General features: G+C 44.7%; 15 protein-coding genes. 9 read left to right on the plus strand and 6 right to left on the minus strand.

Annotation, left to right across the window (positions count from 1 at the left end; all coding sequences use genetic code 11):
- Positions 1-9 precede the first annotated feature (9 nt).
- Together D8791_RS00565 and nrdI are read left to right on the plus strand one after the other, a co-directional pair.
- Positions 10-528, plus strand: a complete 519-nt coding sequence (locus D8791_RS00565) for an ABC transporter permease (RefSeq protein ID WP_125445911.1) — start codon at positions 10-12, stop codon at positions 526-528.
- 73 nt (positions 529-601) lie between these two features.
- Complete coding sequence (gene nrdI / locus D8791_RS00570) at positions 602-1063, plus strand: class Ib ribonucleoside-diphosphate reductase assembly flavoprotein NrdI (protein ID WP_125445912.1); 462 nt, start codon at positions 602-604, stop codon at positions 1061-1063.
- A 46-nt stretch (positions 1064-1109) separates the two neighbouring features.
- Here nrdI and D8791_RS00575 read toward each other — a convergent pair whose 3' ends face one another.
- Positions 1110-1376: a MarR family transcriptional regulator gene (locus D8791_RS00575; RefSeq protein WP_125445913.1), complete on the minus strand. Its 267-nt coding sequence runs from the start codon at positions 1374-1376 to the stop codon at positions 1110-1112.
- Positions 1377-1427: 51 nt separating this feature from the next.
- Positions 1428-3116 carry an arginine--tRNA ligase gene (gene argS / locus D8791_RS00580; protein ID WP_125445914.1) on the minus strand — a complete coding sequence of 563 codons (1689 nt, stop codon included), beginning with the start codon at positions 3114-3116 and terminating at the stop codon, positions 1428-1430.
- 125 nt (positions 3117-3241) lie between these two features.
- Here argS and argR point away from each other — a divergent pair, with 125 nt between their 5' ends.
- Positions 3242-3682: an arginine repressor gene (gene argR, locus D8791_RS00585; protein WP_062122804.1), complete on the plus strand. Its 441-nt coding sequence runs from the start codon at positions 3242-3244 to the stop codon at positions 3680-3682.
- Between the two features lie 72 nt (positions 3683-3754).
- Complete coding sequence (gene mutS / locus D8791_RS00590; protein WP_125445915.1) at positions 3755-6304, plus strand: DNA mismatch repair protein MutS; 2550 nt, start codon at positions 3755-3757, stop codon at positions 6302-6304.
- A gap of 192 nt (positions 6305-6496) precedes the next feature.
- On the opposite strand, the gene D8791_RS00600 is transcribed toward mutS, so the two are convergent.
- Together D8791_RS00600 and D8791_RS00605 are read right to left on the minus strand one after the other, a co-directional pair.
- On the minus strand, positions 6497-6967 hold the full coding sequence (locus D8791_RS00600; protein WP_125445916.1) for a DUF3021 domain-containing protein: 471 nt from the start codon (positions 6965-6967) through the stop codon (positions 6497-6499).
- Positions 6964-7404 (minus strand): LytTR family DNA-binding domain-containing protein, encoded by a 441-nt coding sequence (locus D8791_RS00605; RefSeq protein ID WP_125445917.1) that lies wholly within the window; start codon positions 7402-7404, stop codon positions 6964-6966. Before D8791_RS00605 ends, D8791_RS00600 begins: the two co-directional genes overlap by 4 nt.
- A 184-nt stretch (positions 7405-7588) precedes the next feature.
- Between D8791_RS00605 and mutL the strand changes: the two genes are divergently transcribed.
- A complete protein-coding gene (mutL, locus tag D8791_RS00610) occupies positions 7589-9532 on the plus strand; it encodes a DNA mismatch repair endonuclease MutL (protein WP_125445918.1) in 1944 nt (647 codons plus the stop codon).
- A gap of 35 nt (positions 9533-9567) precedes the next feature.
- Here mutL and D8791_RS00615 read toward each other — a convergent pair whose 3' ends face one another.
- Both D8791_RS00615 and D8791_RS00620 read right to left on the minus strand, forming a co-directional pair.
- Positions 9568-10089 (minus strand): RDD family protein, encoded by a 522-nt coding sequence (locus D8791_RS00615; protein WP_185760520.1) that lies wholly within the window; start codon positions 10087-10089, stop codon positions 9568-9570.
- Positions 10073-10576: a helix-turn-helix domain-containing protein gene (locus D8791_RS00620; RefSeq protein ID WP_125445920.1), complete on the minus strand. Its 504-nt coding sequence runs from the start codon at positions 10574-10576 to the stop codon at positions 10073-10075. Before D8791_RS00620 ends, D8791_RS00615 begins: the two co-directional genes overlap by 17 nt.
- A 169-nt stretch (positions 10577-10745) precedes the next feature.
- On the opposite strand from D8791_RS00620, the gene ruvA reads away from it, so the two are divergent.
- The 4 genes from ruvA (at position 10746) to D8791_RS00640 (ending at position 13193) form a co-directional block, all read left to right on the plus strand.
- On the plus strand, positions 10746-11336 hold the full coding sequence (gene ruvA / locus D8791_RS00625; protein WP_125445921.1) for a Holliday junction branch migration protein RuvA: 591 nt from the start codon (positions 10746-10748) through the stop codon (positions 11334-11336).
- 9 nt (positions 11337-11345) lie between these two features.
- Complete coding sequence (locus D8791_RS00630; RefSeq protein ID WP_125445922.1) at positions 11346-11900, plus strand: DNA-3-methyladenine glycosylase I; 555 nt, start codon at positions 11346-11348, stop codon at positions 11898-11900.
- 4 nt (positions 11901-11904) lie between these two features.
- Positions 11905-12564 (plus strand): CPBP family glutamic-type intramembrane protease, encoded by a 660-nt coding sequence (locus D8791_RS00635; RefSeq protein ID WP_125445923.1) that lies wholly within the window; start codon positions 11905-11907, stop codon positions 12562-12564.
- 71 nt (positions 12565-12635) lie between these two features.
- Positions 12636-13193, plus strand: coding sequence for a GNAT family N-acetyltransferase (locus tag D8791_RS00640; protein ID WP_125445924.1), 558 nt, complete (start codon positions 12636-12638; stop codon positions 13191-13193).
- Positions 13194-13229: the final 36 nt, after the last annotated feature.

Consider the following 13229-nt stretch of genomic DNA (forward strand, 5'->3'; position numbering starts at 1 on the left):
GAGGTTGTTATGAAAAAGAAACCAATTTATCTCTATGTCTTACTGGGGTTAGAAACAGTAGGCACTTTGTGGGGGCTTATTTCGAAGTTCTCCTCTTCAAATGATGCCGTGGAAACCTTGCTAAAAGGGGTTAATGAGCCAGCAAAATCTCAGTATGCAACTTACTTTAGTAAGAGCGCTGAACTGTCAGGTTCGCTAATAAATAATATTTTCTTTTATGTTGGCTTGCTTCTTTTGATTGCAGCTTGGTTCTTCGTTTTTAAGAAAGATATTTTCAAAGCCAATCTTATTTACATCGCGAACGTTCTTATTGGTCTGATTGGAACAGCGTATGGTTATGTGGTAGCAAAAGGGATTGCAACGTCTTCTTTTTCAGATCCATCCTTACTCTCATCTCAGATACTAGGCCTGAACTTTACTATTGGCTTCTCTGTTGTTGTTAGTCTTATCTTCCTTTCCATTGTTATCTTTAAGCTGATCAAGCAGCAAAAGGAAGCTGATACTGTAGAAGTGGCTGAAGAAGATTAAGATTTAGCAAATAACATTTACTGCTGATAATCTAGATGGGCAGATAAATGTTATTTTTTAGAATGGAGCAAATATGAAAGTTTCCTTAGTCTATATCAGCTTGAGCGGCAATACAGAGAGTTTTGTCCGTCGTTTGAGCGACTATTTATTAGAGCAGCATCCGAGTTTAGATATTGAGAAAATTCACATCAAAGACTTAGTGAAAGAGGGGCATCCGTTCTTTGAAATGGCCAATCCCTTCATCACTTTTCTACCGACCTATCTGGAAGGTGGTAATGGTGTGGATAATGGCGATGTCGAAATTCTCACGACGGATGTAGCCGATTTTATTGCCTATGGGCAAAATGCTAGCAAGTGTTTGGGAGTTATCGGAAGTGGCAACCGTAACTTTAATAATCAGTACTGCCTGACTGCTAAGCAATACAGCCAACGTTTTGGCTTCCCGGTTTTAGCTGATTTTGAAATGCGTGGTATGTTAGGCGATATTAAAAAAGTAGCTGGCATTATCGAGGAATTGTACGGAATAAAAGCATAAGAAAAAAGCCGTTCGATCAATATTTTTGACCGAGCGGCTTTTGTTTCTATTCTTGACTTGTTTGCTTGCCGGTGATAGTTTCGACCAGCTCTTTTGAATATAAAATTCCTAAACGATAGTTTTTGTTAACGTAAGCTATAAGGTCATTTTGGTTTTCACTAGTGGCAATTTTTTCTTGGAGTTCTTGTCGAAAATGATCACTTTTTAGGAGTTCCTGCTGCAGCAAAATCTGCAACTTTACCTTTTCTCTTTTGTTGTACAAAAAGAGAATGACCAAGCTAAGGGCAACTAAAATATAAGCAGTTTCATTCATAAAATATCTCTTCCTAAGAAAACCTCCCAAAACTGGAAGGTTTGTGTAGGGTTACATTTTTTCTGGTGCTTCTACACCAAGCATGCGGAGAGCTTCCTTCAGCACAACAGCAGTGGTGTAGCTGAGAGCTAGACGGCTGTCACGTTCCGGAGTTTCATCCAAGATGCGAGTGTGAGCATAGTATTTATTGAAGGCTTGAGCTAGGCTGATCGAGTATTTGGCAATCAGAGATGGCTCAAAGTTATCAGATGCACGTTTAACCACGCGAGCGAAGTCTTGGATCAGTTTGATAATTTCCCAGCTTTCAGCATCGTTGAGATTGTAGTTAGCGTCAAGACTTGGCTTGAAGTCTGCTTTGCGCAGGATAGACTGGATACGTGCATAGGCATATTGTACATACGGTCCAGTTTCACCTTCAAAGGAAACCATCGCTTCCAAATCAAAGTCATAACCATTGCGGCGGTCAGTCTTAAGGTCGTAGAATTTAACGGCACCGACACCAACTGCGTGGGCAACAGCTTCTTTGTTTTCCAGATTTGGATTTTTCTCTTCAATTTGAGCTTTTGCACGGCTGATCGCTTCTTGCAGAGTTGGTTCCAGAAGGATGATGTTTCCTTTACGTGTTGAAAGTTTTTGGCGATTCTTTGTAACCAGACCAAAGTCCACGTGGATCATGTCATCGCTCCAGTCAAATCCCATCTTCTTAAGGACAGCCTTGAGCTGACGGAAGTGGTTGGATTGCTCTTGACCAACGACATAAACGTTCTTGACGAAGTTGTAAGTGCGTGCACGGTACATAGCAGTGGCAATATCACGGGTGATGTACAGCGTAGCACCGTCTGATTTTTTAATCATAGCTGGTGGCAGGTTGACATCGTCCAAGTCCACAATGCTAGCGCCTTTTGATTCTTTCAGGAGACCCTTGTCTTCCAAAATTTTAACGGCTTCGTCCATCTTGTCATTGTAGAAGGCTTCACCATTTAAGCTATCAAATTCAACGCCGAGCAATTCATAGATGCGGTTAAATTCAACGAGACTTTCGTCACGGAACCATTGCCAGAGTTCTGTTGCTTCTGGATCGCCATCTTCCAGTTTCTTGAACCAAAGGCGACCTTCTTCATCCAAGGCTGGGTCGTTTTCGATTTCGGCATTGATGCGAACGTAGAGTTGCAAGAGTTCATCGATTGGGTTAGCTTCAACGGCTTCCTTGTTGCCCCATTTCTTGTAGGCAACCATGAGGAGGCCAAATTGCTTGCCCCAGTCACCTAAGTGGTTGATCTTGATGGTATTGTAGCCCATCTTGCGGAAGATATTGGACAAGGCATCTCCAATAACGGTTGAACGCAAGTGTCCGACAGAGAAAGGTTTTGCAATGTTAGGACTGGAAAGGTCAATTGTGATATTTCCGCCCTGACCTTCGTTCTGTTGACCATAGTCAGCGCCTTCCTTGATGACTTCTTTGATAACTTGATCAGAGATTTTAGCTTTGTTGAGGAAGAAGTTGACATAAGGTCCAGTTGCGACAACTTTCTCAAAGTGACTTGGGTCGATCTTTTCAGCAATATCCGTAGCGATAGCTTGAGGAGCCTTGCGTTCTACTTTTGCAAGTGAGAAAGCTGGGAAGGCAATGTCTCCAAGATCTGAACTTTTCGGTTGCTCTAGTAGGTTAAAGATAGCGCTTTGGTCCAAGCTGTCAATAACTTTGGCCAACTCGCTAGCGATTAATTGTTTATTATCCATATTTGCTCCTTTGGGTCTTTTGTTACTATTCTATCATATTTTATGAGGAATCTTCAATTTTTTTGGTATAAGATAGATTTTTTGATATAATTGAAAGTATAAATATTCAGTCAATGAGGTCGAGTATGAGAAAAAGCGAGCGTCATCAGCTTATTAAATGGATGATCAAGGAAGAAAAGTTAGGAACACAAAAGGATATTCAAAAAAGACTGGAAGATGAGGGGATATTTGTGACCCAAACAACCCTCTCGCGGGACCTAAGAGAGATTGGTTTGACCAAGCTGAAGAAAGACGGGCAAGTCTACTATGTGCTGGCTCATGAAGCAGAGGAGTTGGACCTAGCTGGATTTTTGGCCAGTCATGTTCAGGCTGTTTCTAGAGCGGAGTTTACGCTGGTTTTCCGTACAGGACTGGGCGAAGCGACGGTCTTGGCAAATGTGGTAGATGGTTCTCTGGATAGTCGTATTTTAGGAACCGTTGCAGGGGCCAATACCTTGCTCGTGATTTGCCGGGATCAGGAAGCGGCTAGAGAAATCGAGATGAGTGTCAAAGAAGGTATGGAATAGCCAAAAGCTTAGGATTGATGGAGAGGTTTGAGACGCAAGTCCTGACCTCGTTTGTTTTTAGAAAGGATAGAGATGGCAGTAGAAAAGTTATCGCCAGGCATGCAGCAGTATTTGGATATCAAGAAGGACTATCCAGATGCTTTCTTGCTCTTTCGGATGGGGGATTTCTATGAGTTGTTTTATGATGATGCGGTCAATGCCGCCCAGATTTTAGAGATTTCTCTCACCAGTCGCAATAAAAATGCAGAAAATCCCATTCCCATGGCTGGAGTTCCCTATCATTCGGCTCAGCAGTATATTGATGTTTTGGTCGAGTCAGGCTATAAGGTGGCGATTGCGGAGCAGATGGAAGATCCCAAGGAAGCCAAGGGTGTTGTTAAACGGGAGGTCGTTCAGGTTATCACACCGGGGACGGTGGTGGACTCTACTAAGCCGGACTCTGCTAATAACTTTCTGGTGGCTCTGGATTATTCAGAGGGCCTCTATGGTCTGGCTTATATGGACTTGGTGACCGGTGAGTTTCAGGTGACTAGTTTAGAGGACTTTAGCCTAGTCTGCGGGGAAATTCGCAATTTGAAGGCTAGGGAAGTGGTGCTGGGCTATACCTTGCCAGAAGCTGAGGAGCAGGTGTTGGCTGGACAGATGAATCTTTTACTGTCCTATGTACAGACGGCCTTGGACGATGTCCAGCTGCTGGGCGAGGAGCTGTCTCCTATGGAACGTCAGGCAGCAGGGAAATTGCTGGAGTATGTGCACCGGACCCAGATGAGGGAGCTCAGTCATTTGAAGAAGGCCCAGCATTATGAAATCAAGGATTTTCTGCAAATGGATTATGCCACCAAGGCGAGTCTGGATTTGACAGAAAATGCTCGTTCGGGCAAGAAGCACGGCAGTCTTTATTGGCTGATGGACGAGACTAAGACGGCCATGGGTGGCCGCATGCTGCGCTCTTGGATCCAGCGTCCGCTGATTGATGAAGCGCGAATTAGCCAGCGACAGGATGTCGTTGAGATTTTTCTGGATCATTTCTTTGAGCGGAGTGATTTGACGGAGAGCCTCAAGGGAGTCTATGATATCGAGCGGCTGGCTAGTCGAGTTTCTTTTGGCAAGACCAATCCTAAGGATCTGCTGCAGCTGGCAGCAACATTGGGCAATGTGCCTCAGATTAAGGCTATCTTGCAAGGAATCGGCAGTCCGCATCTAGCTCGTTTGATTGAGGGCTTGGATCCTATTCCAGAGTTGGCAGGCTTGATTAGCTCGGCCATTTCGCCGGATGCACCTCATATCATCACCGAGGGCAATATTATTCGGACTGGTTTTGATGAGACCTTGGATCAGTATCGGCTTGTGCTGAGGGAGGGGACCGGATGGATTGCGGAGCTGGAAGTTAAAGAACGTGCTAACAGCGGCATCAGCAATCTAAAGATTGATTACAACAAAAAAGATGGTTACTATTTCCACGTGACCAATTCCCAGCTGGCTCATGTTCCCAGTCATTTCTTCCGCAAGGCGACCCTGAAAAATTCAGAGCGTTTCGGAACGGAAGAGCTGGCTCGGATTGAGGGAGAGATGTTGGAGGCGCGTGAAAAATCTGCTAATCTGGAATACGAGATTTTCATGCGGATTCGCGAGGAAGTTGGCAAATACATCCAGCGCTTGCAGGCCTTGGCACAAACACTAGCAGCTGTGGATGTCCTGCAGAGTTTTGCTGCGGTGGCAGAACAACTGCATTTGGTGCGCCCTGTCTTTACTGCGGAGCGCCGTCTACAGATTGAAAAAGGCCGCCATCCTGTTGTGGAAAAGGTGATGGGTGCCCAAAGCTACATTCCAAATAGTATTCTGCTGGACCAGGGAACGGACATCCAGCTGATTACCGGGCCTAATATGAGCGGAAAATCGACCTATATGCGCCAGCTGGCGATCATCGTCATCATGGCACAGATGGGATCCTATGTGCCAGCTCAGTCTGCCAGTCTGCCACTATTCGACGCGATTTTCACGCGCATCGGTGCAGCAGATGATTTGGTGTCCGGCCAGTCCACCTTTATGGTGGAGATGATGGAGGCCAATCGGGCCATTCGGCAAGCCAGCGAGCGTTCGCTCATCCTCTTTGATGAGCTGGGCCGTGGGACGGCTACTTACGATGGGATGGCGCTGGCTCAGGCCATTATCGAGCATATTCATCACTATACTGGAGCCAAAACCCTCTTTGCCACCCACTATCATGAGCTGACAGCCTTAGAGGAAAGTTTGGAGCATTTGGAAAATGTCCATGTGGCAACCTTGGAGAAGGACGGGCAGGTGACTTTTCTGCATAAGATTGAGCCGGGTCCGGCTGACAAGTCCTACGGAATCCATGTGGCGAAGATTGCCGGACTTCCTGAGAAATTACTGGAGCGGGCGGATAGCATTTTGAGTCATTTGGAAAGTCAGGATACAGGCCTTGACTCAGAGCTTCCTGTTGAATCTAGACAAACACGGTCGCAAGTGGCGGAGCAGATGTCTCTTTTTGCAGAAGGGCCGGAAAATCCAGTCCTGACTGAACTCCGAGACTTGGACATCTACAATATGACCCCCTTGGAAGTCATGGCGGCGGTAGCCGAGCTCAAGAAAAAGCTGTAAAAACAAAGAGGCTGGGACAAAAGTCCTAGCCTCTCAATTGTCTTTGGATTGTCGAGCAAGACGCAGTGGTTGAGTGGGCTCTACTACGCTGATTTCATCAGCTTTTACAGCCCTACTCAACTGTGCGGAGGTGGGACGACGAAATCGAATTCTAACGAATTACCGATTTCTGTCCCACTCTCTTTTTATTTTTCACGATTTGCTAGACAAGCCGCTATTAATTTTTTGAATGTTGCGGTAGGTGCGGTAGTAGATGATTCCTGAAATAATCAGATAAATGAGGGTGAATTCCCCAACGGCAGCCAGTGTCAGACTGAGTATTTTTTCTCTTGGGAAAAATCCAGCTAGATTTGCTAAAAGTGCAAAGGTTAGAATCATCACGCCATAGTGGCTAACGACGGAGCGCAGGATGCTCCAATCTCTTTGAAAGAAGCTTCCACTCCATCTGAAAATAGCTCCCATGATAAACCAGACAAGCATGCAGTAGAGCATGATGAGGGAAACATGGACATGCTGGCTCAAAAAGAAGTGACCAATAGGCGAGTCAGGGTGAAGCGGTAGATAAGCTGGACTGTAAAAATAAGAAACAATCATGGAGAAGAAGAGACCGATGAAAATCCCTCCAATCCCTCCGAAAAAGAGTTCTTTAAGACGAGTTTTCATAATTGCAACCTTTCTTTAATGGATTTGAGATAGCGGCGGGACGAGTAAGTCTGATCACCGTTTTTCAGAAATATTTGAATCATACCATTTGGAGTCAGCTTGAGGTGGCTGATTTGCCGGCTGTTGATAATCTCCGACTGAGAAATCTGCAGGAAATAGTTCGGCAGGACCTGCAGCAATTGATAAAGAGCTTGTTGAGCTCGATAGCTGTCTTTTGCCGTTCGGACCCGAACCTGACGATTTTCTGTATAGAGTCGGTGAATTTCCTTAGCATCCAGCAGATAGATTTCGTCCTCTTTCTTGACATGAATCTTGTCCTCTTTGCCTAGATGTTGAGCAAAGTGGACCAATTCCTGAATGCTTTCTGTCATGAGGCGAGCCTCAATGCTGACGGAGTCTTCGGCGACTTGAGAATCGATTCTTAGCTTAACTTTCATAATTTCCTCCTTTCACCTTTATTAAACCGCAACTTGGCAGCGAAAACAAGCCCTTTTGTCTATGTGGCAGCTATTTGTGTCTATATGGTTTGGCTGGCGGACAGAATGGTCAAGACAAGGTTGCCCTCTGCTAGAAAGAGCCCAATGTGTTATAATAGATAGCAGAACAAATACGGAGAAAAAGATGTCAAAAATTATCGAACTTCCAGAAATTCTAGCCAATCAGATTGCGGCCGGTGAAGTCATTGAGCGACCTAGCAGCGTGGTCAAGGAGCTAGTGGAAAATTCAATTGATGCGGGTGCAAGTCAGATTACCATCGAAATCGAGGAGGCCGGACTCAAGACTATCCAGGTAACGGATAATGGTGAGGGTATAGACCACGAAGATGTCCCTCTGGCTCTTCGACGCCATGCTACTAGTAAAATCAAGAAGCAGGCGGATCTCTTTCGGATTCGGACACTGGGTTTTCGGGGCGAGGCTATTCCTTCCATTGCTTCTGTCTCACGTTTTACTATTGAGACAGCGACGGAAGCCGGCCAGCACGGAACTTTGCTGGTTGCTCAGGGTGGCGAGATTGAAGAGCATGTGCCTACCAGCAGTCCGGTGGGAACGAAAATCAAGATAGAAGATCTCTTCTTCAATACTCCGGCCCGGCTCAAGTATATGAAGAGCCAGCAGGCTGAGCTGTCCCATATCGTTGATGTGATTAATCGGCTTAGTCTAGCCCATCCAGAGGTGGCTTTCACCCTTGTCAGCGACGGACGCGAAATGACACGGACTGCCGGCAGTGGCAATCTGCGTCAGGCTATTGCAGGAATCTATGGTTTGGCAACAGCTAAGAAAATGGTGGAAATCTCTGCTTCGGATTTGGATTTTGAAGTCAGCGGCTATGTCAGCCTGCCTGAGCTGACTCGCGCCAATCGGAATTATATTACGATTCTCATCAACGGCCGCTATATCAAGAATTTCCTACTTAATCGTGCTATTTTGGACGGCTACGGCAGCAAGCTTATGGTCGGCCGCTTTCCACTAGCGGTCATCAATATTCAGATTGACCCCTATCTGGCCGATGTCAATGTCCATCCGACCAAGCAAGAGGTGAGGATCTCTAAAGAACGCGAACTCATGGCCTTGATTTCGCAAGCCATTGCGACTAGTCTCAAGGAGCAGGACCTTATCCCAGATGCTTTGGAAAATCTAGCCAAATCGACTGTTAAGCGTGCGACTAAGCCCGAACAGACCAGTCTTCCGCTGAAGGAAAATCGCCTCTATTACGATAAGGAGCAGAATGACTTCTTCCTCAAGCCACAGGTGGCCGAGCAACAGCTATCCTTTGAAGAGTCAGCAAAGTCTGTTCATGAAGCGACAGATGAAAAAGCAGAACCACAACCGACTTCGGTCAAATTCGCAGAGAGAAAGCCTGCCAGCTATGACCAACTGGACCATCCAGAGCTAGACCAGGCCAGTCTGGAGCGGGCTGTGGATAAGTTAGAACAGGAAGAGAAATCAAGCTTCCCAGAGTTAGAATATTTCGGCCAGATGCATGGCACCTATCTCTTTGCTCAGGGCAAGGGCGGTCTTTACATTATTGACCAGCATGCTGCCCAAGAGCGGGTCAAGTATGAGTATTATCGGGAGAAGATTGGGGATGTGGACAATAGCCAGCAGCAGCTCTTGGTGCCCTATATCTTTGAATTTCCAGCGGACGATATGTTGCGTATCAAGCAGCGGATGGAGCTGTTAGAAGATGCTGGCATCTTTTTAGAAGAGTATGGAGCCAACCAGTTTATCCTCCGTGAGCATCCCATTTGGTTCAAGGAAGAGGAGATTGAGGTCGGCATCTATGAGATGTGTGATATGCTTCTCCTGACCAAGGAAGTTTCTATCAAGAAATATCGAGCAGAGCTAGCCATTATGATGAGTTGCAAACGCTCCATCAAGGCCAATCATAGTCTGGATGACTACTCTGCGCGTGACTTGCTCTTTCAGCTGTCCCAGTGTGACAATCCTTACAACTGTCCACACGGCCGGCCGGTCTTGGTCAACTTTACCAAGTCGGATATGGAAAAAATGTTCCGTCGCATTCAGGAAAATCATACTAGCCTGCGGGAGTTGGGGAAATACTAAACCTTATAGAAAATCAAACAGCCCTAGTCATAGAACTAGAGCTGTTTTGAATTTTTGAGCTGAACTTGCGTTCCAGCTATCAAATCAGCTGGATGGCGTTTGTCCTTGCGAAGCAATCCCATCAGCAGAAAGATCAAGAAGAGAATCCCTGCTGAAGTTGACAAGAAAATTGACAGGGTATCTGCTTGATAAGCACTACGGATAGCTCCCATATGTCCCAGCTGCCAAGGGAAAAACTTGATAGCAGAGCGCAAAAGGCTGTGGGCAAGGCTCCTATGCTTGTAAACCAACTGTAAACCTGCCCAACGCTTGCCAAAACTTCCTTTTCTATAGTCTAGCCAACCAAAGATAATAGTTAGAGGCAGGACTGAGGTAGAAAAAGCCAGAAGTTGGCTCTGGGCTTCAGTGAATGCAGGAATACCTTTTAGAACCAGATTATAAAAGCCCATAGCTAGTAAAAAAAGAGCAATGAGATAGCCTGAGATGAAGAGCCAGTCGCCAAAGAGTTCTTTCAGACGAGTTTTGACAGGTATGAGATTGTCAGTTTTTAGTTTCATCTTGAGCACCTTCTTCCTTAGAATCATCAAGGCCAATCACCTTGTCCAGATACTTTTTCTTGATTTTTAGCGCCTTGTTAATAGCCATTGCTGATGCGATTAAGAGGAAAAAGGTTAACCAGACCAGCGCAGTGAATTTTGCTGGAAAGCTAGAACCTGCGAAAAAGAGAAAGATAGCCAGAGCTGATACAAAAATATATAGAACCTGCCAGAAGCCATAAGATTTTACTTCCTTATAGTAGTGATCTTTTTCGTCTTCTGAGAGGACGGGTTTTATTTCTGGCTTGTCACTGTCTCCTAAAAGCAGATAATCTGTCGTAACCTGGAAAATCTTGCTCAGTTCTACAATTTTTTCGAGTTCTGGTAGCGCTTGACCAGACTCCCACTTGGAAATGCTTTGGCGAGAGACATTGATCTGTTCAGCCAGTTTTTCTTGTGACCAGCCTTTTTCTTTTCTTAGTTCAAATAATTTATCAGCGAGTTTCATGATTGCAGCCTCCTTTTCTTTGCTAACTCTATCCTAACAGCTTTTATTTATCTTGAGAATACAGCTTCCTGTACATTTTGTCAACCGCTGGTTGCACTTGAGTTTGCAGTTTTCCGGTAGAAAATATGATATACTAGATAGGCAAAATGATACAAAAAGAAGGAAGATTATGTACGAATATTTTAAAGGAATCATCAGCAAAATTACAGCCAAATACATTGTATTGGAAGTCAACTCTATCGGCTATATTCTTCATGTGGCCAATCCTTATGCTTACTCAAGTCATCTCCATCAGGAAGCCAAGCTCTATGTTCACCAAGTGGTGAGAGAAGACGCGGAGCTTTTATACGGCTTTGCGACCGAGGAGGAGAAGCAGCTCTTTCTCAACTTGATTTCAGTCTCAGGTATTGGCCCAGTGTCTGCCTTAGCCATCATTGCGGCTGATGATAATGCTGGCTTAGTGCAAGCCATTGAGCAGAAAAATATCACCTACCTGACCAAGTTTCCTAAGATTGGCAAGAAGACAGCCCAGCAGATGGTGTTAGACTTGGAAGGCAAGGTAGTGGCGGCAGGCAGCCTAGCAGAAAGCAAGGCGCCCGTCCAGACTGCGGATAATCAGGAGCTGGAAGAAGCCATGGAAGCCATGCTGGCTTTGGGCTACAAAGCTGCTGAGCTCAATAAAATCAAGAAATTCTTTGAAGGAACGACGGATACAGCAGAAAACTATATCAAGTCCGCTCTTAAGATGTTGGTGAAATAGGAGGAAGATATGACCAAACGTTGTGGCTGGGTAAAAATGAACAACCCCTTGTATGTAGCCTATCATGATGAGGAGTGGGGCAAGCCCCTCCATGATGATCAGAAATTATTTGAATTGCTCTGCATGGAGACCTATCAGGCTGGACTTTCTTGGGAGACCATTCTGAATAAACGCCAAGCCTTCCGAGAAGCTTTTCATTTCTATGATGCCCAGAAAATTGCCCAAATGACGGATGCAGACTTGGATGCTCTTTTGGATAATCCTAATATCGTCCGCAATAAGATGAAAATCTATGCGACTAGGGATAATGCCCAAGCTTTTTTGGCTGTTCAAAAGCAGTTTGGCTCTTTTAATGACTATATCTGGTCTTTTGTAGACTTCAAAACGATTGACAATCAAATTACGAACTACAAGGAAGCTCCGACTAAGACAGAGCTGTCAGAAACCATGTCCAAGGCGCTGAAAAAGCAAGGCTTCAAATTTGTCGGTCCTGTTTGTGTATATTCATTTCTAGAAGCAGCTGGCCTTATCAATGACCATGAAAATAATTGTGATTGGAAGTAGAACAATGAAAACAAGAAAATTTCTCCTCATTTTTATCACCCTCTATACGATCTTATTCCTAGCTAGAGGCTTGCAGTTGATTGGGATAAATTGGTTGATTTACCCAGTTTATTTCCTTTTATTTATCTTGGGAATCTTAGCTTATCGGGAAGAATTAAAGGAGCAGCTGGCCTTGATTCTGACCAAGAAGAAGGAATTTCTAAAAACGATCTCCTTGTATATGTTCTTTGTTTTCCTCCTGTCCATTGCCTGCAACCAGCTTTCAGTTCTGATTAAACAGAGTCTGGGCTTGCCATTGCAGGGGCAGAATGATGCTAGTATTCAAGGTGCCTTGTTGAAAAACCCCTTTCTAATCTTGGTGATCGGTTGCTTTATCGGGCCAATTGTTGAAGAGTTTTTCTTCCGTCGCTTTTTCCTAGGCACTTTCTTGGCAAAATTCTCTAACTGGCTAGGTATTGTGTTAACCACCTTTCTATTTGCCACCCTTCATATGCACAGCTGGGACTTGTCAGAGTGGGTGACAGTAATTTCCTATCTTGGCGGAGGACTTCTTCTCTCGCTCCTGTATCTGAGAAAGGACAAAAATATCTGGTATCCAATTGCCCTCCATTGTTGCAATAATATCATTGCTTTTGTGGTTACAATTTTTTCAATAAGCCAGTAGACTACTAAGTCAATAAAAAGAAGATATTGTGCTCTAGTAACTTTTGAGGTTATTCAGAAAGGAAGTGAAGGATGGATAATAAAGCCTTAGTATATTTGGCAGAGAATCGTATCTTGGAGACGGAGCGTCTCCTCCTACGTCCTATGACTATGGATGATTTGTTGGATTATCATGAATATACTTCAGATGGAGAATTATTAAAATATGATTATCCAGAGCACCAAAGCATAGAAGAGAGCAGAGAGAGTCTTGTTTTATATAATTTAAGTGCTCCTTTGGGGCGCTACGGTATTGAGCTGAAATCTGAAGGTAAATTAATTGGCAATATCTCTCTTCGAATAGATACGGAACAAGAAACGGCGGAAATAGGCTATACTGTCAATGCTGACTATCACAGAAAAGGTTACGCAACTGAAGCAGCCTTAGCCTTGAAAGAATTGGCTCAGAACATGCCGGGGGTAAAAATATTTCTTGCCCACACGACTAAGCCCAATCTTGCTAGTCAAGGAGTTTTAGAAAAAATTGGGATGACCTTGATGTGGGAAAAGGAGGGCCTTAGCCTTCGCGGAGAGCCAACCATCCGTCTCCGCTATGAAAGTCAGTTAAAGAATGACGAAAAAAAGGCCTAGACAAGATAGTTGTCTAAGCCTTTTCTATACAGTGTG

This window comes from Streptococcus cristatus (assembly GCF_003943515.1).
Taxonomy (GTDB): Bacteria; Bacillota; Bacilli; order Lactobacillales; family Streptococcaceae; genus Streptococcus; species Streptococcus cristatus_D.